The following is an 18,021-nucleotide window of genomic DNA, read 5'->3' as shown; positions in this document are numbered from 1 at the left end:
ACGTCTGCGGACCTCAGGCGCCCAGCGTGGCCTGGATGTCGCCCTTCATCGCGTTCAGCTGCGAACCCCAGTAGCCCCACCCGTGGGTGCCGTTGGCCGGGAAGTTGAACGTGCCGTTGCTTCCGCCCGCGGCCTCGTAGGCCTGCTGGAAATTCTTGTTGCTGTCCAGGGTGATGGTCTCGAGGAACTGGCCGGCGATGTCCCCGCCGCCGCCGAGTTCCGACGGGACGCCGTTGCCGCAGTACACCCAGATGCGGGTGCCGTTGCTCACCAACCGGCCGACGTTGACCGTCGGGTCGTTGCGCTGCCACGCCGGTCCGCCGGGCGGGCCCCACATCGCGGTGGCGCTGAACCCTCCCGCGTCGCGCATCGCGACGCCGACCAGCAGCGGCCAGACGCCGTCGGACAGGTTCAGAAAGCCCGACAGCGATGCCGCATAGCGGAACTGACCCGGGTGGTAGGCGGCCAGGATCAGCGCCGCACTACCCGACATCGACAGACCCACGACGGCGTTACCGCTAGACGAAATGCCCTTGTTGGCGGCCAGATACGCCGGCAACTCGGAGGTGAGGAACGTCTCCCACTGATAGGTGTAGGTGCCGCCGTTGCCCACCGCCGGACTCTGCCAGTTGGTGTAGAAACTCGACATGCCGCCGACCGGCATCACCACCGAGAGCCCCGACTCGAAATAGTTCTCGAACGCCGCCGTCTCGATGTCCCAGCCGCTGTTGTCGTCACGGGCGCGCAATCCGTCGAGCAGATACACCGCATGGGTGCCACCTCCCTGGAATTTGACCGGAATGTCGCGGCCCATCGCGGCCGACGGGACCATGAGCGTCTCGACCGGCAGACCCGGTCGCGAGTACGCCGCGGCGGTGGACGATCCGCCCGCCACCGCGACCAGGGCCGGAATCATCAGGGCCACCGTGGCGCCGGCCATCAACCGGCGCACCCAACTGTGTAGCAATGTCATCGCCTGGACTTTCCTGTTGAGGGATACCGCCGAGCGGTCGTTGCGGATGTGGCCGACCGGCGCCGGTGGCCGGCTGCCGAGTAGATGCTGCTGCTTCACACCTGCCGGATATGGGGAGAACCCGCCGCGCAACCGCTGCTGACTGTTTGTCGGCACCGGGCACCACCGCGTTACGAAACCGTCGATTGCAGCGCCGTGAGCGTCACCAATCGGTAATCGCCGACTTTCTGCGGCGCGCCGACGCAGCGAATAGCGTCGGTGCCGAGAACGAGGATGCCGAGGCGAGTGAGATGAGACGGGGCTACGACCTGGTGATCGCGGGCGGCGGACCGGCCGGGGCGGCGGCGGCTTGGCAGGCGGTCCGCACTGGCGCACGCGTCGTTGTGCTCGACAAGTCCACGTTTCCGCGCGACAAACCGTGCGGCGACGGGCTGACACCGCGCGCCGTGAGCTTCATGCAGAAAATGGGATTGGCCGAAGAAGTCGCGCGGTTCCACCGTGTGAACGGTGCCAAGGTCTTCAGCCCGAGCGAATGGAACCTCGCGTTTCCACGCCGCCCGGGGATGCCCGACCACGGCTACGTGGCTCGCCGTACGGACCTCGACACGCTGCTGCTCGAACGGGCCCAGACCGCCGGCGCCGAAGTGCGGCAGGGCGCGGAGGTCGTCGCTGCGATCGTCGATCGCGCCGGCCGCGTCGCCGGTGTCACACTTCGAGGCGGCGAACACGTGCGGGCGGACGCGGTGATCGCCGCCGACGGTGCCTATTCACCGGTCAAGCGTGCGCTGAACCTCGACTCGAGGTATCACGGGTATTCGGCGATCGCGATTCGCGCCGAGATGCCCGTCGACCGACCCGACACCGATACGCTCGACATCTACTTGAAGCTGACCTTCGACGGGGACCAACTGCCCGGCTATGGCTGGCTGTTCCCTTTGGGCGGCGGGCGAGCCAACATCGGCCTGGGCTACTGCACCAGTTACAAGAACTGGCACCGGATCAACGCCACGGCCCTCCTCGACGAGTTCTTGGCCGGACTTCCGCGCGACTGGAAGCTGCCACCGATCGACGACCTGAAGAAGTCCAAGGCGCTTCAGGCGTGGCGGCTGCCGATGGGTTTCACCGCCTGGCCGCCATGGCGGCCGGGTGTGCTGTTCGCCGGTGACGCCCTCGGAGCCGCCAGACCCGTTTCGGGAGCGGGCATTTCGAAGGCGCTGCAGTCCGGGATGGCCGCAGGGGAGTGCGCGATTGCGGCGTTGACTAATGGCGGGCCCGACGACTTCACGAACTACGCGCAGCGCGTCGAGGCGGACTGGGGAAGGCAGTACCGTCTGGGCCGGTTCTTTCACCGGGTGGTCGGCGTCCCGGCCATCGCGAATGCCGGGATCAAGGTCCTTGACACGGTGAGCCATCCAGGTGTGCGGTCACACCTGCTGTTCTGGGAGGGATGGGGCAATCCGGACGCCGCGGCTAGCCGTGACGCCTACGCACATATGCCTTGAGTTCGGCCGACAGGGCATCGGCCGTGAGCAACTGTGGGAGCAGCGACGGGTCGGACATCCGTGCGCGGAAGGCCATCTCGATGGTCACGTCGTGTTCGGGGTGGGCCTCGACGACGATCTCGTCACCCGCGCGCACCGTCCCCGGCGAGATAACCCGAAGATACGCACCGGGTTTCGCGGCTTCAGTGAAGGTCTTGATCCAACGGTCCAGTTGCAGAAAGGCCGAGAACGTGCGACACGGCGTGCGCGGCGCGGACACTTCGAGCAGCAGCCCATCGGTGCCGACGCGCCACCGTTCGCCGATCCGCGCCTGCGTGACGTCGACCCCTGTCGTGGTGAGGTTCTCGCCGAACATGCCGTTGGTGAGTGGGCGATCCAGCCGGGTTTCCCAGTCGTCGAGGTCTTCTCGGGCGTAGGCGTATACCGCTTGGTCGTCTCCGCCGTGCAGCTTCGGATTACCGATGGTGTCGCCGACGAGCCCGCTGCCCAAGCCGCCCCTCATCGGGCCCGGCGCGCGCACCATCACCTCGTGGGCGGCGGCTACCTTGTCGATGCCCGTCGATCTCGACGGCGCGTCCGGATTCACCCGTACTCGAGCGACATTCACCGACAGCACTTTCGTCACCCGCACAGGGTAACGGCGGCCGGCGCGGCGACTCGGAACGCAGAAAGTTACTTCACCATCTCTACTACGTAGCGTAGTATCCACGACGAAGCTGCCGACACCAACGGGAGGTGCGACCGTGAAGTGGAGTTTCGCCCAGGTCGGTCTACTGGTCATCGCCGTCTTCCACGTCATCCAGGCGGTGATCGGCTTCATCGTCGAACCGAGCTTTGCGACCGGCCCGGATGCGCCGACCGCGCAGATCCTCGGAATGGACTACAACGGCTGGCATGCGGTCGCCGGGTTGGCGCTGTTCGGGCCGGGTCTGGTTTTCGCGATGCGCAAGTCGTGGTCGGTGTTGTATCTGCTCGTCGCGGCGGTGGCCGGCGCACTGCCCGGGATCTGGGCGTTCTTCTCGCACCAGGTCGCCTACGTGTTCACGTTCCCCAACAACATCACTGACGCGGTCGTGCACCTGGTGACCGCCGCGGTGATGATCGCGGTCGCCGGTATTCAGATCCGCATGGATGGAGGCTTACGCAACTCGCTTGCCGATCTGCGTCGGGGACCGTGATCGGTGTCCGAACTTGACCTTCGCTGAACGCTCAGCCGGAAGCGTCCTGGTCGTCAGCCGAGGGCACGCCTTCCGGCGGAGGCGTGGAATATGCCGGAGCGGTCGGCGGCACCGCCTGTCCAACGTCGTCGCCCTGTGGCGTTTCCTCCGCGGGCTGTTCCGGTGAGCTCATCGATTCTCTCCTGGTCCATCAGGTTTCCTGCACTGCGATACCCAGTGACCGGCTGAGGAAACCGCTCGGTAGTTGGGATCGGTAGCCGAACACTCTTCGTGTAATTGCCCCGACGGCGCCTTGCGCGGACGACGATGAGCACGAGGGACAGACATGACCGCAACTTCCAACCCGAAGCGAACCCTCGGCGCTGTGCTGATGTCGGTAGGCGTCGCGATCGCCGGTGTCGGACCAATGGCGGGCACTGCTCAGGCATTTCCGGGCCGCCCGGTCCCGATGCAGGCCTGGCCCGGGTGCCCGGATGAAAGTCCCGCGGGTCCATGTCGCTGGTGTCCGGGGGATCCTCCGGTGCAGACCGGCAATCTGCGGGTGAACCCGGTGGTATGGGACGAAACCGTTTGTCACACTTACTGGTACGTCTACCACGGGCAGGGCAACGTCGCTCAGAACATCTTCGAAGGAGAGGCACCACCGCCGCCGCCTCCGCCGCCTCCCAACCTCACTCCGCCGCTTCCGCCCGGATGGTGCTGGTCACTGTTCCTTCCCGGGCCCTGCCCTTGAGGACGACGAGAGCCGAATATCTTTGCGTGACAATGCAGTACGTTTTCGGACGCCGGGTGCCGGTATGGTTGATCGACATGCGGCACTCGACGTTCGGTCACTCGGACTGCGAGCGGATCGCGGATGGAGTGTTGGCACAACCTGTCCTGGCCCTCACCAGCCTGGCGTACGTGGCCGCCGGGCTGGCCGTTCTGTGCTGGGCCCTACGGGGTAGGGGAGTCCTGGCGCCAGCGGCTGGAGCCGCGCTTGTCGCAGTGGGTTTCGGCAGCGTCGTCTACCACGGCCCTCAGCCGTCGTGGGCGGGGCTGGTCCACGACTGGCCTATCGTCGCCGCGGGGGCGCTGTGCATGGTCGGCTTGGCCCGCGGCGTTCGCGGGAAGCGGCGGTCGGCGTGGATCACAGCGGCAGGTGTCTTCATGCTCGGTGTGGCGGCCTATGTCGCAGGCCGATCCGGCTCGCCGCTGTGTCGACCCGACAGCCTGTGGCAGTACCACGGCGTGTGGCATGTCCTGTCGGCCGCCGCAGGGGGAGTGGCCGCCTGGGCCATGGTGTCCGCCCGAGGGCCGGCGCAGGTGACAGTTGCGGGCGACTAGCGGCAGCGCTGGGTGCGGCACTGCGACGCGGCGTCAGTATCCTGCACCTCAATGGCGCTAGATCGAACGCCCGGCAATGGTCGCGTCCGTCGTGGTTTGCGAAGTGCACTGCGCGGTCGACGCGATCCAGCGCCCATCGCCGGGCAGCGGCGGCGCCGTTCGGACGGCATGGGCGACCTGCACACCCGCAAGGTCCTCGATCTGACGATCCGCCTCGCCGAGGTGATGCTCTCCTCGGGGTCAGGTACCGCCGACGTCGTCGCGACCGCTCAAGACGTGGCGCAGGCCTACCGCCTGACCGACTGTGTCGTCGACATCTTCGTCACCACGGTCATCGTGTCGGCGTTGCCGACCGCGGACAGTCCGCCAGTCACCATCGTCCGCGGCGTGCACGCTCGTTCGACCGACTACACCCGACTGGGTGAACTCGACCAACTCGTCCAGCGGATCACCTCCGGCGGTGTGACGGTCGATCAGGCTCATGAGGCGATGGACGAGCTGTCCGAACGGCCACATCCTTATCCGCGTTGGCTGGCAACGGTGGGATGGGCGGGCTTCGCCCTGGGCATCGCGATGCTGCTCGGTGGTGGCTGGTTGACCTGCATCCTGGCCGCCGTGACGTCGGCTGTCATCGACCAGGTGGGCCGCAGGCTGAACCGCATCGGCACGCCGTTCTTCTTCCAGCAGGTGGCCGGAGCAGCGATAGCCACCTCGGTCGCCGTGGCGGCTTACCTCTACGCCGACTTGGGTCCGACGGTCATGGTCGCAACCGGAATCGTCATGTTGTTGTCCGGGCTGACATTCGTGGGCGCGATGCAGGACGCGGTGACCGGCTACATGCTCACCTCGCTCGCCCGGCTCGGGGAAGCGGTGCTGATGACCTCCGGAATCGTCGTAGGGATCCTCGCGGGTTTGCAGATCGCCGAAATCGCTGGCGTCTCCATCTCGTTGCACGTCGACGCGACGGAATCCTTCATCGCGCCGAGCCGACCGTTGTCCATCTCTCTCGCAATATTCGGCGCGGCGCTGGCGGGTGCCTGTCTGACCGTTGCCAGCTACGCACCGCTGCGGGCCATCCTCACCGCCGGACTCGCGGCGGGACTCGCCGAGGCGGTGTTGATCGCTCTCGGCAATGCGGGCTTCGGCCAGATATTCGCGAGCGGAGCCGCCGCGGTCGGTGTCGGTCTGGTCGCCACCCTGATCTCGATCCGCCGACAAGCGCCCGCCTTGGTGACGGCCACTGCGGGCATCATGCCGATGCTTCCGGGTCTGGCTGTCTTCCGCGCCGTATTCGCCTTCGCCGTCGACGGCAACTTCGACAACGGCATCCGCCAGATGATGTCGGCGATCGCGATTGCGCTCGCGCTCGGCAGCGGGGTGGTACTGGGCGAGTTCCTCGGCTCACCGCTGCGCTTCCGCGCCGGCCGGATCGGCGACTTCATCCGGAAGGAAGGACCGCCTGGGCTGCGCCGGGCCGTCGGCCGTGTCGTGCGCCTACAACCGGCCGAAGATCAGCCGACGGAGATCATCCCGCGGATGCGAAGCGTCGCGTTGGAACCGGAGTCGACCGACGACGGGACGGAAGAACCCGAGAGCAGCGACACGTCCGGCAACGACGACGAGGACCCCCAGGAGTAGTAGCTTGAAACACGTGTGCGGCGGTTTGGCCGCCGCACACGAAGGTTATAAGTTCTAAGTATCGAATTCGGTCTACCGCTGGAGGCGTGCTCATGAGCTTGTTGAAGACAGCGATACCTGTCGTCGCAGTCGCAGGCGGGTTGACCGCAGGCATCGTCGGCCTGGGTGCTCCGGCAAGCGCGCAGCCGCCGCCACCACCACCTCCGGCACCGGCGCTGGCGGCGGAGTCGCCCGGGCCCGCCCCGAGGCCGATGCTCGGGGACCCAGTGCCACCCAACGCGCCGCGGAAGCCTGCCGAGTTCTGGCTCGGAGAGCCCGTCGTGTGGTTCTCCGGCTGGGGCGGCCGTTGGGGTGTGTGGAAGAACGGTGCTTTCATCCACCTGTCGAAGAACATCGTCACCGGTGGCGGCTGACAGTCTCGGATCAGCGTGAGGCGTCCAGGATCTTGATCGCGAAGATCAGCGAGTCGCCGGGCTGGATCCCAGCGGTGGGCTGACCTTCGGGGTAGCCGTCGGCCGACGTCATCGCGACGGCGACCGTCGACCCGACCTTCTGTCCGGCGATGGCCTTCTGAAATCCCGGTACGACTCCGTCGAGCGGGAAGTCAACCGGCATGCCGCGTTCGTAACTGTTGTCGAACACGGACCCGTCGCGTCCGTTGACGCCCATGTAGCAGACGAAGACCGTGGCCGTGTCTGCGACGACCGGTCCGTCACCGGCCTGCAGCGTGTGCACCTGGGTCTCACTCACGCTGAACGGCGGCTCGACCTCGATAAGCGGTGCCGCCGTCGCGGTGGAACCGGTGACGGCGACGCTGCCGGTGTCCCCATTGAACGTCCACTCCGGCGTGCCACCGCCTTGCGGCGCAGCCGTCGGGCACGTTGCGGCGGCCGGATCCGCCGTTTCGGTAACCGAGGGGATGAACTCGTCGGCCAGGGAGGAGGTGCTTGTCGATGAAGTGGTGGTTGTCGATGAGGCCTCCGTGTCAGAGCCGCAGCCGGCGAGCGTCATGGTCAAGGAGGCGGCGCAGGCCGCGAGCGCCACGGAGGAAGACATACGAGAAAGGTTCACGGCCGTCACGCTACCGACAGCCGCAACCGCAGCGCCGCTAGGTGCGCTTGAGTGCGAGTACCGGGATTGTGCGGATACCGGCGGTCTTCGTTTCGTACTCGGCGAAACCGGGGTAGCGGCGGGCTTGTTCGCCGAAGATGCGATCGCGGTCGGCGCCGAGGACCTCGGTGGCGCTGACGGGATGGGTGTCGCTACCCAGTTCGATCCGTGCGGTGCCGGCCGCGGTGAGGTTGTAGTACCACGCCGGGTTCGTCGGTGCGCCCGCCTTGGAGGCGAAAACATAGATGGTGTCAGGGTCGTCGTCGTCGGGCAGGTATATCATCGGCGTGACGCTCTGCTTGCCGGTTTTGCGGCCGGTGTGGTGGACGAGCACCATCGGCGCGCCCTCGAAATTGCCGCCCACGCGACCGTCGTTCGCGCGGAACTCGTTGATTATCTGGGTGTTCCAATCATCAGGTGCGCTCATCGTGGTGTTCTCCCATGCTCGGTGCTCAGATGATCGTGACGGGCGAGGTGGACCTCTGCCGACCCTACGACGACTTGCACTGCGGCTGAAGGAATTGGGAGCTTCGAGCGATGAGAGAACGGTTAGTTCAACCGCTCGGTGAGATGGACCTCGACCTCGTCACCGTCGCCCTTGTGGATTGCCCTGCGGGTTGCAGCAGCCACCGGAAGTTTGTGGGTTCCGTCGCCCAGGGCCATGAACGCTCCGGTGAACGGCTGTCCGTCGACGGTGCCGGCGACTTTGACCAGACCTCGAGTACCGAAGATCTGCGCCGAGCCGGCAAGCTGTACACAGGTCCAGGTATCACCGGGGCGTGCCTTGCCCAGGCGAGCGGTGAATGTGATGTCCAATGGTCGTGCATCCGCCATGACCGTTGTCCTCCTTGCAGATACGCCGAGCCGGTTGGTCAGCGCGAGTCGAACCCATCGGTGTCCTCCAGGTAGACCAAGCCGTTGCCATCGGGGTCGGTGAAGGAGAACATCGCCGGTATTCCCTCCATCAGGACCAGCGATTCGTTGTGCAGGGTGACCCCCGACTTGCGGATCGTGTCGTGGGCTTGTTGCGCATCAGTGGTGCCCAACCGGATTGCGACCGGGATCTCGCTGTCGGGCGGAAGAAGGACCAGCGAAACGCTCGAGCCCGGCGGCGCGACCTCGATCAGTCGCGCACCCGGCCAGACTTCCACGTCGGTGCGGAGTTCGAGCCCGAGTACCTCTGTGTAGAACTTCAGCGCTGCGTCCTGGTCAGCCACCGGAACCGACACGCTCAGCACTCTCGTTGTCATCGTCATACTCAGTAAGACTCCTCCGCAGGACGAAAATCATCGCCTTGCCGGCAAGTCGCCCGCAGGCCGGCACGCGATACGCCGTCGTTGTCCAGTCGACGAACACTCCATGATCGCAATTGCTCGCGGCCCGGGCGCGTGCTGCGATGCAGACGATCTGAGAAGTGTTGCCTCGCAGAACGGTTGATAACGTTGCGCTTATGGGAGGAGAGCAGCCCCAGCGCTGGAATCACAACATTCACTACCACCAGCTCGTACTCGATGCAGTGCCTGTTGAGGCTCGCTCCGCGCTCGACGTGGGGACGGGCAACGGTTTGCTCGCCGCCGATCTACGTCAGAAAGTCCCGGAGGTGGTGGCGATCGACGTGGATGATGACGTGCTGGAAGCCGCGCGCGGGGAAGTCGAAGGTGTCGACTGGATTCTCGGCGATGTGATGGCCCACCGATTTCAGCGGACTTTCGACGTGGTCGCATCCGTCGCTGCGTTGCATCACCTGCCTGATCTCCGGTCCGCTCTTCGACGCTTCGCGGAACTGACCTCGCCTGGGGGTGTTCTGGTTGTGGTCGGCCTCGCGCGGTCGACACGTCCCTGGGACTTCGCCGTCGACGTGCTGGGCGTGGTCCAGCACCGGTGGCTGTCGTTGCGTCGAAACCATTGGGAGCACACCGCGCCGACCGTATGGCCGCCAGCGCACTCGTATTCGGAAGTACGTCAGTGTGCGGAAGAGGAGCTCCCCGGTGTGCAATGGCGACGGCTGCCGATGTTCCGGTATGCGTTGACCTGGCGAAAGCTCCCGATCGGCCGGGACGTAACGCCGGGATAGTCCCGACAGGGCGCCTCCGAGCGCTTCATGCAGCGTCGGGGGATTGGTGTGCTCGAAGGTAGGCGGGGGGATCGACTCGTTAGTCGTGTTTCGCCTCGTAGCGCAGCAGGACGGTGCCACACGGGAAGGTACGATTTTCCAACAGTCGCAGCGAGATCCATGACGGCAGGGTCGGGAAGAATGGGATGCCGCCGCCCACGGCGGTCGGCGCAACCACGATCCGGTATTCGTCCACCAGCCCGGCCTGCACGATCGGTGCGGCCAGCGTCGCGCCGGCCACCTCCAACTGGCCGTCGGTTTCGGCTTTCAGCTTCGTCACCACCGCGACCGGGTCGCCGCGTTCCAGGCGGGAGTTCCAGTCGACGGACTCCAGGGTGCGCGAGAACACGACCTTCGGCATGTCGCGCCAGATGCGGGCGAAGTCGACGATCAGAGGAGTGGCGTCTGGAGCCTCGTCGGCGGTCGGCCAGTACGCGGACATCAGTTCGTAGAGCCGCCGCCCGTAGAACGACAGGGAGGTCTCGCGCTCGAAGTCGTTCCAGTACTGGTGCAGTTCTTCGCTCGGATCAGACCAGTCGATGTTGCCTTGTGCGTCGGCGATGTAGCCGTCCACCGACACGTTGAAGCCATAGATGAGTCTGCCCATGCAGATCAGACTGCACCGGAGGGCGAGACTCATCGCGACGCGACACGAGATGTTTGCAAATCCGGCAAATGGGCGAGCGACAGGCGGCGTCCTTCGTAGGTTGCCGTCGCCCCATAAATTTGTGCACGGCGAGACTGTGCCGGCGACTTAGCCTTGGGATCATGGGGGAGAGGTGGCTTTGGAATGTCTGTTTGCTGACCCGGTCGATCTGCTATCCGGCTGCACAGATTCTTCGTTACATGTAACATGGCGGCATGGCAGTGAGGGAAAGGGTCGCAGAATACCGACGGCGAATGCGGGAGCGGGGCCTGCGACCGCTGCAGGTCTGGGTGCCTGACGTGCGCACTGAGAGTTTCGCCGCCGAGGCGCACCGCCAGGCTTCGTTGGTCGCGCGAGCGGACGAAAGCACCGACGACCAGGACTTCATCGAGGCCATCTCGACGCCATGGGATGAGGAGTGAACAGAGGGGAGATCTGGTCCGTAGCAGGAGGCGTCTACGCGACCAAACCGCGTCCCGCGGTGATTGTTCAGGACGATCTCTTCGACGCCACGAGTTCAGTAACTGTTGCTCCCATGTCCAGCACGCTGTTAGATGCGCCGTTGATGCGCATTCGGATAGCCGGCGGAGACGGGCGGTTATCCGGACTTGATCACGATAGTGACGTGATGATCGACAAGCTCACTACCGTCAAAAGGTCGAACGTCCAAACCCGAGTCGGCCGGCTGACAGCGGAGCAAGTCATCGAGGTCGAGCGAGCGATGACGGCATTCCTTGGTCTTGCTCGATAGGTGAGAACCGTTGGGAGACAGCGCAATATGCAGTTTCCTACTTGACATAATGTGGCTTATCGGTACTTTGGTGACCTTGGGTGGGGCGGGGGGTCTCCGACACGGAACGCCATTGATGCGGTCCGCCCCCGCCGTCGATTGTGAATCTGTCGACGGCTTCCCTCGCAAATTGCGTCGCGAGTTTCACAAACGGGGAGCCGCACGTCCGACCGCGCTATGGGATGCGCCGACTAGCGCCGGCCACGCCTCACGCGCAGCGCCTCCCGCGACTGGATACCCCCTCGCCACTTCCCCCACTATGCTGCATTATTCCGTCACAGTGACGAATTGGGACCGACTGACTGCTGGCGAATCACGTTCACAACTAACGTATTTCAGTCAGCCCTGTTCGCGTCGCCGATCCTACCTCCCGGCGGCTCCCTTCTTTTGGGAAGTAGCACCACTCCCCCCGCTGGCCACAAGCAACTCGCACCTTGTGAGCGCGCACCACTAGCCCGGGGGCACTCCTGGCGGAGCATCGAACACGACTGACCCCTCCTCATTGTCCGGCCCCAACCTCCATCATTACGTCACAGTGACGTAATGGCCTTGACTGGCTGGGCAGGCGAATTACGCGGGTGCACAATGCATTCCGTACGTTCTGACCAATCGCAAGGTGCAGATTGAATTGAGCCGATCTACGGCTGGCTCAGGAGCTCAGTAACGCGACTCTCCAGCAACCGGGAGTCGTAGTAGTCACGCCATCGGGTGATCCGTCCATCCCCATTGACCTCAAGTACGCCCGTCACTTCCACGTTGAAGGCACAGCCCTTGAAATCGAAGATGTCCGTACGTTCAACCATGACGATGCGGCGACTCGAAAGGAGATTCGTAATCTCGACCGTGGTGCTAGGAACCAGCTGCCCGATTTTTTGAAGCTGGGTCTCGATGGCAGCGATACCGCTATAGGGCTCGCTATGACCGTCGGTCCAGACCGCATCTTCGGTGAAGTAGCCGGTTAGCTCGTCGACACTCCAGCGCGGCCACGCAGCAAGAAACCCTCGAACCACCGACTCCGCCGATTCGCCCACCTTTGAGACCTCCCGCAAGACCGCTACTAGCCGCGATGTTAGGGCGGCTACCTTTCAGATGGGCTGAAATGGCGTTCCGCAGCCAGAACAGTACGCTCCCACGAATCGACGGCGAGTCAACCGCTATGCACCAGGACCGGAGAAGGCAGAGCCATGGTGGGCTCCTCCAGTGACGTGCGCGCTGGACGGCATCGTAAGCCCGGCGTCGCGCCGGCGCCGATCTCGCAGCTGAATAGTTTGCTAGCGCCGCTCGAGCCGACCGCACCGCAACGAGCAACTCGCACCCATTGAACACGCACCATTACCAGTTGAAGGGCAGTGACTTGCATTGAGTTACAATGGTTTTCATGCCCAGCTAAGTGTCAATACTACGCTCTGCCTCTCGTGCCAGGGCTTCCGCCAACCGCGCATAGCTTCTTTCGAGCGACTGATGGAGGCTTCTTAGGCCCGGGATTCGAGGCGTACATGACGCTGTCCACACGATGAGGGACCCAGTCGGTCGGTCTTCAATACGGATATCGCCTCGGTAGTCCCTCAGCGGCACGTACCACGGAAACGCTGCGACGTAAGCATGATGGTGGGGTCTCGTCCCGCCCACGATGTGGTCGCGGGTCACGCCCAATCCGAGGCGCATCCTTCTGATGCCACCGACTCCCGTGTCGGGCGCTCCTTGCACTTCCCATGACGCAGCAGAGACGCCCGGCATGAAGTCCGACCACCGGTCGAGGTCCATGAGGACGTCGTACACCGATTCCGGTGTCGCCGTCGACGGTTCTTCGACCCTGATTGACACCGACGTTGGCATAACGCGCAAGCTACTAGGCGTATAGGACGTAAAGGCAGGTTTCAGCCAGTCGGACCTGGCCCCCTGTAGTCGGTGATCGACCACCGGTCCCCTCTCTCCCGTGCCACTGCCAATACGTCACAGTGACGAATACCGCTGTGCCGCAAGAGCGATACGACCTACTCGTCGGTATTGTTGCCCGACGATCGTTCAGCGCAGTGCAAAACTTGAGACGAAGCGATCGAATCTGGCGCCGCGACGAAATGTTGGCTGGCATCCTGTCAACCATGGGCGACTTTGGGGTGATCGGCGCTTGGTTACTGCTTGGCGCCGTAATCGTTGGCGGAGTGGCGCTAGCGGTCGGCAGCGTGCTACTAGCCAGCCGCATCGTTGCCCGGAACTCGCGCCCGGAGCACAACTCGATACTGTCGCCGTTCCTCACGGTGGTCGGCCTGATTTACGGTGCTCTCCTTGGGTTCACCGTGGTCGTCGGGTGGCAGCAGTACCTCTCGGCCGAGACGAATGTCGCCAAGGAGGCGTCGCTACTCAAGACGATGTACCGCCAGACCGTCGCAATGCCGCAGCCCGAACAATCGCAGGTGCGTGAGCAACTCCGCAGGTACGCCGCCGCGATGCATGGTCCGGAATGGGGCAAGAACGAATTCGGAAGTATCAGCAACGAAGGCCGAGCGGCGATCACGGCAATGTACCGGATCGTCGGTGCTGACAAGCCAGGTGTGGCAGCCAGCCCGGTCGACCAGCAGTTCCTCAGCCAATTGACGGAAATGTCGTCTGTCCGCAGCGCACGGATCCTGGACGCCAAACCGCGCATCCCGACGCTGTTGTGGTGCGCATTGATCTTCGGCGGACTTGTCCTCATCATGCTCACCAGCCACATGCGACTGGCTGATAGCCGTGCTCACATCGTCTTGGTCAGTGCCGTCACCGTGCTGCTTGTCCTGCTGCTGTACCTCATCTTTGTCCTGGACCACCCGTTTGGGCCGATGGGCGTTACCCCAGAACCTTTTTCAGAGGCTTTCATGGTGTTCGATCTGGTCGACAGGGGAACGTGAGCGTCACGTTGCGAAACTTGGCCCAGCCGGTGCAAGCGGCTTGTGCCAATCAACGGACAACGCGATCACAGTGCGGCATCGTTGTCACATGAGCCCCAAGGTTCCGACTCCCAAGGAGATCAAGGAAGCCGCACAGTCGGCTGCCGATACCGCACAGTCGCTCGCGAGCGAAGCCATGCGCATTCCGCCGGCATCGATACAGCTGGCTAGTCAAATGCCCGATCTCATCGAGAATCTGGCCACTGCCACAGAGCGCCTCAACGCGGCGATCGACCGCGCGGAACGCTATCTCGCACTGGCTGATCCGATGATCCGGACCATGGACTCGATCCTGCCTCAACTCGAGGCGCTTGTGGCGACCGGCAACGAGGTGTACAACTCTGTGTCGCGTATCCCAGGCGTTTCCACCGTCGGCCGGTTCGCGAGTCGAGGTTCGAGCCAGCCGCCGAGCAAGGAATCCTCGGGCGGCCGGACCACGCGGAAGAAGCCCTGACCGCCTTGTGGAGCCGTGATCACTCGTAGTTGATCTCGCCCCTCGGGAACGGTCGATTCCTGAAGTCGATCTGCGCGGCCGGGTTCGCCACCGCCGTCACCATGCCGGACCCGAACGCGCCCTGGCGGTCGAACAACGTCGCGGTCCCCACTGCGATGCCGTCGGCCGCCCAGTGCGAGTCGCCCTGCACGAGGATCCAGTCGTCGACCGGCAGACGCGACATCGCGACGGTCAGATCCCCGTTGATGTAGCCGATTCCGTCGCTGCCGAGGTTGGTCACCAGGCTGGTCGACTCCGCGACCGTGACGGCTCGAGCAAACGGCGAAACCTTCTCGTCCGCAACGATATTCGCGCTCGAAAAGTAGAAGCGCTTGCGTGAGGTGTTCTGGTGCGCCGCTGGTGAACGTGTCCATCCGGCGTCGTCGCTGCCGATGTAGGGCGCCAGCGCGTCGTCTCGCTCAGGAAGCTCGGGAGCAGAATCCGGTGTGGCCCATTCCTGCCCGGGTGGCGGCGACGACCGCCGGTACTGCACGAGGGTGGCATGTGCGACCGGGCGGCCGTCCTGCACCACATCGCATTCCGCGTTGCGCACCCGGCGTCCGTCCCGTATCAGCCGTACCTCGACGGTGGTGGGGACGTTTCGCGCGGCCCGAAACAGGTCCACCGTGAGCCGTGTCGGCATGAACTCGGCTGAGCCGTAGTGGTTCTCCAGCGCCTGCGCAGCCAACCCGACAATGGATGGACCGTTGAGGTGGTCATCGCCCCAATGGCTTTGGGCGAACACGGTCGGCATGAATCCTCCGTCCGTGGTCGGGGTGAAATACGCAGGCTCGGTGGTCATTGGCGGATCTTCGCACAGGGTGTCGGCGGGCCGGCGGTCAGGTGTTGCGACCGCCGTTGACGCCGAGGATCTGCCCGGTGATATAGCCGGCCTCTTCGGAGATCAGGAATGCGCATGCCGCCGCGATGTCTTCGGGCTTGCCCATGCGGCGCACGGGTGTCGCGTCGATGGTGGCCTGGATATCCCCGAGGTTGCCCCGCGCCTCGGCCGCCCGCAGCATCGGGGTGTCGATGAAGCCGGGCGGCACGGCGTTCACCGTGATGCCGGCCGGGCCGTACTCGAGCGCCAACGTTTTCGTCAGGCCGTTGACCGCCGACTTCGCCGCGACATAGTGCGCCATGTACGGCGCGCCGGAGTGGGTGCTCGACGAGGAGATGTTGACGATCCTGCCCCAACCCGCCTCGACCATGTCGGGCAACACCGCCTGCACGCAATGGAACACCCCGTTGAGGTTGACGTCGATGACGCGCTGCCATTGCTCGAACGTGATGTCGCTGAACCGCGAGAAGCCGTCGAGGCCAGCAGCATTGACCAGGATCGTCACCGGCCCGAGTCGGGCGCGGACGGCCGACAGCGCGGCGTCGACCTGTGCGCGGTCGGTCACATCGGCGGTGAACGCCAACTCGTCCTCGTTCGGCGTCAGGTCGACAACGGCGACGTGGTACCCACCGGCGCGAAGCCTGTCCACGACCGCGCGTCCGATCCCCGAGCCGCCGCCCGTGACCACCGCTGTCTTCATCTGCTCATCCCTTTCGTTGATGCGTTATGCGCCGTGGCGTTCGTAAACCCAGCGTTCGTCTGCCTGCATCCGTCAGATGTGCGGCCAGTGCAGCGTCGTCGAACTGCACCCACATCGGTCCCACCGCTCCGGCCAGGCCCGCGAAGACCATCGCCGCCTTGATCTCCCCCGCCGGGCCCGGTTCGACATCGGCGAGCAGGCGTAGCTGCCGGGTGATCAGATCGCGCCAGTCGCGACGCTGCTGCAGCGCGGTGGCGACGCTGGGGTCGGCGGCCAGGACCGCGACGAGCCCCCGGTTGCGCACCGCCACATCCGCGTAACCGCTCAGCATCCATTCCGCCCTGGCGTGCGGGGTGCGACGCGCTTCGGCCACTTCGACGACCGTGCGCAACTCCCCCAGTATCGGCTCGAGCACCGCCCCGAGGAGCTCCTCACGGGTCCGAAAATGGTGGTATATCGCCGCTTTCGTGAATCCCAGTTCGTCGGCGATCATCTGCAGTGACGTCCCGGCGAAGCTGTGCCGGGTGAACAGCGCGACCGCCGCGTCGATGAGCCGCTGCCGGGTGTCGGTGGCGTCGGTTCTGTCCGTCGCGGCGGTCGCCATCACCAAACCCGTCTGCTTTACGATCGTCAAGTTTCTACTAGCCGATCGTAAAGCTACCAGATGACCGCCAATGCTCCATCCGACTCCCAGCGCACCTTGGTCGCGAACCGGGCGCTCATCCGCTCGACCGATGCGCGCAGCCATTCGACATCCGGATCCGCGGCGCGTTCGAGCCGCATCCGGCGCATCCTCATCGGCACCAGTGTCAGCCGGGTGAGACGGCCGCTGTGGCGATCGACCGACGCGAAGTACAGCAATCGCAGATCGTGCCGGAAGGCCTCGTATGTGGCGATGCCCTCGTAGTCGTCGATCGTGTCGCCGCACCCGTACAGGATCAGCTTGCCGCGATACACCTCGATCGGTCGCGGATGGTGGGACGAATGACCGTGTACGACATCGATGCCCTCGTCGACGAGTCGATGCGCGTAGCGGATTTGCGCCTCGTCGACCTCGTAGCCCCAATTCGAGCCCCAGTGCATCGATACGACGGTGATGTCGCCGGGCCGCTTCTCCGCCAGGGTGCGACCGGCGACCGCCGTTGCGGCGCGGTCGGACATGTCGGAAACAAGCGCTACGCCGGGCCGGCTGTCCGTCGCGCCCCAACCCGACGGGATGCCGCTCGAGGGGAAACCGATCGCACTCACCACTGCGCGGGCGCCGCCGGTGATCTCCACCGCCACCGGTCGCTGCGCCTCGGCGATGTCTGAACCAGCTCCGGCGCAACGTGTTTCACGCCCAACGACGCGCAATGTTTCGGCCAGCCCGACATGACCGAAGTCGAGACTGTGGTTGTTCGCCAGCACGCAGACGTCGGGTCTGACCGCGGTGAGGCAACCGATGTTGTGCGGATGCATCCGGTAGTGCACGGCCTTTCGGGCTGCGAACTCGCTGCTGGTCGTGACACTGGTTTCCAGATTGAGCACGCGGACGTCGGGAGTCATCTCGTCGAGGATCGACAGCGCGTCTCCCCACGGCCAGCTGACGTCGACCGGCACGGGAACGGGTCCGTTGATGCGCTCGGCGAGGCGCACATAGGCTCGGGCATCGGAGACCACGGATTCGCGCAGCGTCGGGTCCCCCGGATGCGGCAGGATCTGATCGATGCCGCGACCCGTCATCACGTCTCCGGTGAGGAAGACGACGGCATCGGATCCCGTCGCGCGCGACACGGTTTCATTGT

At 64.8% G+C, this 18,021-nt stretch carries 24 protein-coding genes; 10 read left to right on the top strand and 14 right to left on the bottom strand.

Annotated elements, in window-relative coordinates; all coding sequences use genetic code 11:
* Positions 1-13: 13 nt before the first annotated feature.
* Complete coding sequence (locus AU187_RS19960) at positions 14-973, bottom strand: esterase family protein (RefSeq protein WP_059102337.1); 960 nt, start codon at positions 971-973, stop codon at positions 14-16.
* A 290-nt stretch (positions 974-1,263) separates the two neighbouring features.
* Between AU187_RS19960 and AU187_RS19955 the strand changes: the two genes are divergently transcribed.
* Positions 1,264-2,475: an NAD(P)/FAD-dependent oxidoreductase gene (locus AU187_RS19955; protein WP_059102336.1), complete on the top strand. Its 1,212-nt coding sequence runs from the start codon at positions 1,264-1,266 to the stop codon at positions 2,473-2,475.
* Here the strand turns inward: AU187_RS19955 and AU187_RS19950 are convergent.
* Complete coding sequence (locus AU187_RS19950) at positions 2,444-3,091, bottom strand: MOSC domain-containing protein (RefSeq protein ID WP_197413465.1); 648 nt, start codon at positions 3,089-3,091, stop codon at positions 2,444-2,446. The two genes, AU187_RS19955 and AU187_RS19950, sit on opposite strands and share 32 nt — an antisense overlap.
* Before the next feature lie 127 nt (positions 3,092-3,218).
* On the opposite strand from AU187_RS19950, the gene AU187_RS19945 reads away from it, so the two are divergent.
* Positions 3,219-3,653 carry a DUF4383 domain-containing protein gene (locus AU187_RS19945; protein ID WP_059102258.1) on the top strand — a complete coding sequence of 145 codons (435 nt, stop codon included), beginning with the start codon at positions 3,219-3,221 and terminating at the stop codon, positions 3,651-3,653.
* A gap of 31 nt (positions 3,654-3,684) precedes the next feature.
* On the opposite strand, the gene AU187_RS25555 is transcribed toward AU187_RS19945, so the two are convergent.
* The gene (locus AU187_RS25555) at positions 3,685-3,825 is read right to left on the bottom strand and encodes a hypothetical protein (RefSeq protein ID WP_156425396.1); all 141 of its coding nucleotides are present in this window, start codon (positions 3,823-3,825) and stop codon (positions 3,685-3,687) included.
* A 593-nt stretch (positions 3,826-4,418) separates the two neighbouring features.
* On the opposite strand from AU187_RS25555, the gene AU187_RS19940 reads away from it, so the two are divergent.
* The 3 genes from AU187_RS19940 (at position 4,419) to AU187_RS19930 (ending at position 7,030) form a co-directional block, all read left to right on the top strand.
* The gene (locus tag AU187_RS19940; RefSeq protein WP_231740459.1) at positions 4,419-4,979 is read left to right on the top strand and encodes a hypothetical protein; all 561 of its coding nucleotides are present in this window, start codon (positions 4,419-4,421) and stop codon (positions 4,977-4,979) included.
* 51 nt (positions 4,980-5,030) lie between these two features.
* The gene (locus AU187_RS19935; RefSeq protein ID WP_059102257.1) at positions 5,031-6,617 is read left to right on the top strand and encodes a threonine/serine exporter family protein; all 1,587 of its coding nucleotides are present in this window, start codon (positions 5,031-5,033) and stop codon (positions 6,615-6,617) included.
* Between the two features lie 92 nt (positions 6,618-6,709).
* Positions 6,710-7,030, top strand: a complete 321-nt coding sequence (locus AU187_RS19930) for a hypothetical protein (protein ID WP_172800314.1) — start codon at positions 6,710-6,712, stop codon at positions 7,028-7,030.
* A gap of 10 nt (positions 7,031-7,040) precedes the next feature.
* Here AU187_RS19930 and AU187_RS19925 read toward each other — a convergent pair whose 3' ends face one another.
* The 4 genes from AU187_RS19925 to AU187_RS19910 form a co-directional block, all read right to left on the bottom strand.
* Positions 7,041-7,688 (bottom strand): FKBP-type peptidyl-prolyl cis-trans isomerase, encoded by a 648-nt coding sequence (locus tag AU187_RS19925; protein ID WP_172800313.1) that lies wholly within the window; start codon positions 7,686-7,688, stop codon positions 7,041-7,043.
* 37 nt (positions 7,689-7,725) lie between these two features.
* Positions 7,726-8,154: a nitroreductase/quinone reductase family protein gene (locus AU187_RS19920; protein ID WP_059167223.1), complete on the bottom strand. Its 429-nt coding sequence runs from the start codon at positions 8,152-8,154 to the stop codon at positions 7,726-7,728.
* A 122-nt stretch (positions 8,155-8,276) separates the two neighbouring features.
* The gene (locus AU187_RS19915; protein WP_059102254.1) at positions 8,277-8,561 is read right to left on the bottom strand and encodes a DUF1905 domain-containing protein; all 285 of its coding nucleotides are present in this window, start codon (positions 8,559-8,561) and stop codon (positions 8,277-8,279) included.
* Between the two features lie 38 nt (positions 8,562-8,599).
* Positions 8,600-8,983 (bottom strand): VOC family protein, encoded by a 384-nt coding sequence (locus tag AU187_RS19910; RefSeq protein ID WP_059102253.1) that lies wholly within the window; start codon positions 8,981-8,983, stop codon positions 8,600-8,602.
* A 194-nt stretch (positions 8,984-9,177) separates the two neighbouring features.
* Between AU187_RS19910 and AU187_RS19905 the strand changes: the two genes are divergently transcribed.
* Positions 9,178-9,801 (top strand): class I SAM-dependent methyltransferase, encoded by a 624-nt coding sequence (locus AU187_RS19905; RefSeq protein ID WP_059102252.1) that lies wholly within the window; start codon positions 9,178-9,180, stop codon positions 9,799-9,801.
* A gap of 79 nt (positions 9,802-9,880) precedes the next feature.
* On the opposite strand, the gene AU187_RS19900 is transcribed toward AU187_RS19905, so the two are convergent.
* Positions 9,881-10,447, bottom strand: coding sequence for a dihydrofolate reductase family protein (locus AU187_RS19900; RefSeq protein WP_059102251.1), 567 nt, complete (start codon positions 10,445-10,447; stop codon positions 9,881-9,883).
* A 254-nt stretch (positions 10,448-10,701) separates the two neighbouring features.
* Here AU187_RS19900 and AU187_RS19895 point away from each other — a divergent pair, with 254 nt between their 5' ends.
* Positions 10,702-10,908 carry an antitoxin MazE family protein gene (locus AU187_RS19895; protein WP_059102250.1) on the top strand — a complete coding sequence of 69 codons (207 nt, stop codon included), beginning with the start codon at positions 10,702-10,704 and terminating at the stop codon, positions 10,906-10,908.
* A complete protein-coding gene (locus tag AU187_RS19890; RefSeq protein ID WP_059102249.1) occupies positions 10,905-11,237 on the top strand; it encodes a type II toxin-antitoxin system PemK/MazF family toxin in 333 nt (110 codons plus the stop codon). Before AU187_RS19895 ends, AU187_RS19890 begins: the two co-directional genes overlap by 4 nt.
* A 677-nt stretch (positions 11,238-11,914) precedes the next feature.
* Here AU187_RS19890 and AU187_RS19885 read toward each other — a convergent pair.
* Positions 11,915-12,307 carry a nuclear transport factor 2 family protein gene (locus tag AU187_RS19885; protein ID WP_172800312.1) on the bottom strand — a complete coding sequence of 131 codons (393 nt, stop codon included), beginning with the start codon at positions 12,305-12,307 and terminating at the stop codon, positions 11,915-11,917.
* A 355-nt stretch (positions 12,308-12,662) separates the two neighbouring features.
* Positions 12,663-13,112 (bottom strand): SRPBCC family protein, encoded by a 450-nt coding sequence (locus AU187_RS26165; protein ID WP_082683738.1) that lies wholly within the window; start codon positions 13,110-13,112, stop codon positions 12,663-12,665.
* 266 nt (positions 13,113-13,378) lie between these two features.
* Between AU187_RS26165 and AU187_RS19880 the strand changes: the two genes are divergently transcribed.
* Both AU187_RS19880 and AU187_RS19875 read left to right on the top strand, forming a co-directional pair.
* Positions 13,379-14,164, top strand: coding sequence for a bestrophin-like domain (locus AU187_RS19880; protein WP_059102333.1), 786 nt, complete (start codon positions 13,379-13,381; stop codon positions 14,162-14,164).
* Between the two features lie 88 nt (positions 14,165-14,252).
* A complete protein-coding gene (locus tag AU187_RS19875; protein WP_059102247.1) occupies positions 14,253-14,657 on the top strand; it encodes a death domain-containing protein in 405 nt (134 codons plus the stop codon).
* Between the two features lie 19 nt (positions 14,658-14,676).
* Here AU187_RS19875 and AU187_RS19870 read toward each other — a convergent pair whose 3' ends face one another.
* From AU187_RS19870 to AU187_RS19855, 4 genes are read right to left on the bottom strand one after another with little or no spacing between them, the layout of a single operon-like run.
* A complete protein-coding gene (locus AU187_RS19870) occupies positions 14,677-15,498 on the bottom strand; it encodes a thioesterase family protein (protein ID WP_059102246.1) in 822 nt (273 codons plus the stop codon).
* A 37-nt stretch (positions 15,499-15,535) separates the two neighbouring features.
* Entirely contained in the window at positions 15,536-16,237 is a 702-nt protein-coding gene (locus tag AU187_RS19865; RefSeq protein ID WP_059102245.1) for an SDR family NAD(P)-dependent oxidoreductase, read from the bottom strand.
* Positions 16,238-16,241: 4 nt separating this feature from the next.
* On the bottom strand, positions 16,242-16,841 hold the full coding sequence (locus AU187_RS19860) for a TetR/AcrR family transcriptional regulator (RefSeq protein WP_059102244.1): 600 nt from the start codon (positions 16,839-16,841) through the stop codon (positions 16,242-16,244).
* A 53-nt stretch (positions 16,842-16,894) separates the two neighbouring features.
* Entirely contained in the window at positions 16,895-18,010 is a 1,116-nt protein-coding gene (locus AU187_RS19855) for a CapA family protein (RefSeq protein ID WP_082683737.1), read from the bottom strand.
* Between the last annotated feature and the right edge of the window lie 11 nt (positions 18,011-18,021).

Source organism: Mycobacterium sp. IS-1556 (assembly GCF_001499985.1).
Classification (GTDB): Bacteria; Actinomycetota; Actinomycetes; order Mycobacteriales; family Mycobacteriaceae; genus Mycobacterium.
This window is presented reverse-complemented; position numbering and strand designations above follow the sequence as displayed.

Bases quoted from the DNA above. Each gene is read 5' to 3' on its own strand.
- AU187_RS19960 (WP_059102337.1), bottom strand. From the start codon at position 973: ATGACATTGCTACACAGTTGGGTGCGCCGGTTGATGGCCGGCGCCACG.
- AU187_RS19955 (WP_059102336.1), top strand. From the start codon at position 1,264: ATGAGACGGGGCTACGACCTGGTGATCGCGGGCGGCGGACCGGCCGGG.
- AU187_RS25555 (WP_156425396.1), bottom strand. From the start codon at position 3,825: ATGAGCTCACCGGAACAGCCCGCGGAGGAAACGCCACAGGGCGACGAC.
- AU187_RS19940 (WP_231740459.1), top strand. From the start codon at position 4,419: ATGCAGTACGTTTTCGGACGCCGGGTGCCGGTATGGTTGATCGACATG.
- AU187_RS19935 (WP_059102257.1), top strand. From the start codon at position 5,031: ATGGCGCTAGATCGAACGCCCGGCAATGGTCGCGTCCGTCGTGGTTTG.
- AU187_RS19930 (WP_172800314.1), top strand. From the start codon at position 6,710: ATGAGCTTGTTGAAGACAGCGATACCTGTCGTCGCAGTCGCAGGCGGG.
- AU187_RS19920 (WP_059167223.1), bottom strand. From the start codon at position 8,154: ATGAGCGCACCTGATGATTGGAACACCCAGATAATCAACGAGTTCCGC.
- AU187_RS19915 (WP_059102254.1), bottom strand. From the start codon at position 8,561: ATGGCGGATGCACGACCATTGGACATCACATTCACCGCTCGCCTGGGC.
- AU187_RS19910 (WP_059102253.1), bottom strand. From the start codon at position 8,983: ATGACGATGACAACGAGAGTGCTGAGCGTGTCGGTTCCGGTGGCTGAC.
- AU187_RS19905 (WP_059102252.1), top strand. From the start codon at position 9,178: ATGGGAGGAGAGCAGCCCCAGCGCTGGAATCACAACATTCACTACCAC.
- AU187_RS19900 (WP_059102251.1), bottom strand. From the start codon at position 10,447: ATGGGCAGACTCATCTATGGCTTCAACGTGTCGGTGGACGGCTACATC.
- AU187_RS19895 (WP_059102250.1), top strand. From the start codon at position 10,702: ATGGCAGTGAGGGAAAGGGTCGCAGAATACCGACGGCGAATGCGGGAG.
- AU187_RS26165 (WP_082683738.1), bottom strand. From the start codon at position 13,112: ATGCCAACGTCGGTGTCAATCAGGGTCGAAGAACCGTCGACGGCGACA.
- AU187_RS19880 (WP_059102333.1), top strand. From the start codon at position 13,379: ATGGGCGACTTTGGGGTGATCGGCGCTTGGTTACTGCTTGGCGCCGTA.
- AU187_RS19875 (WP_059102247.1), top strand. From the start codon at position 14,253: ATGAGCCCCAAGGTTCCGACTCCCAAGGAGATCAAGGAAGCCGCACAG.
- AU187_RS19870 (WP_059102246.1), bottom strand. From the start codon at position 15,498: ATGACCACCGAGCCTGCGTATTTCACCCCGACCACGGACGGAGGATTC.
- AU187_RS19865 (WP_059102245.1), bottom strand. From the start codon at position 16,237: ATGAAGACAGCGGTGGTCACGGGCGGCGGCTCGGGGATCGGACGCGCG.
- AU187_RS19860 (WP_059102244.1), bottom strand. From the start codon at position 16,841: ATGGCGACCGCCGCGACGGACAGAACCGACGCCACCGACACCCGGCAG.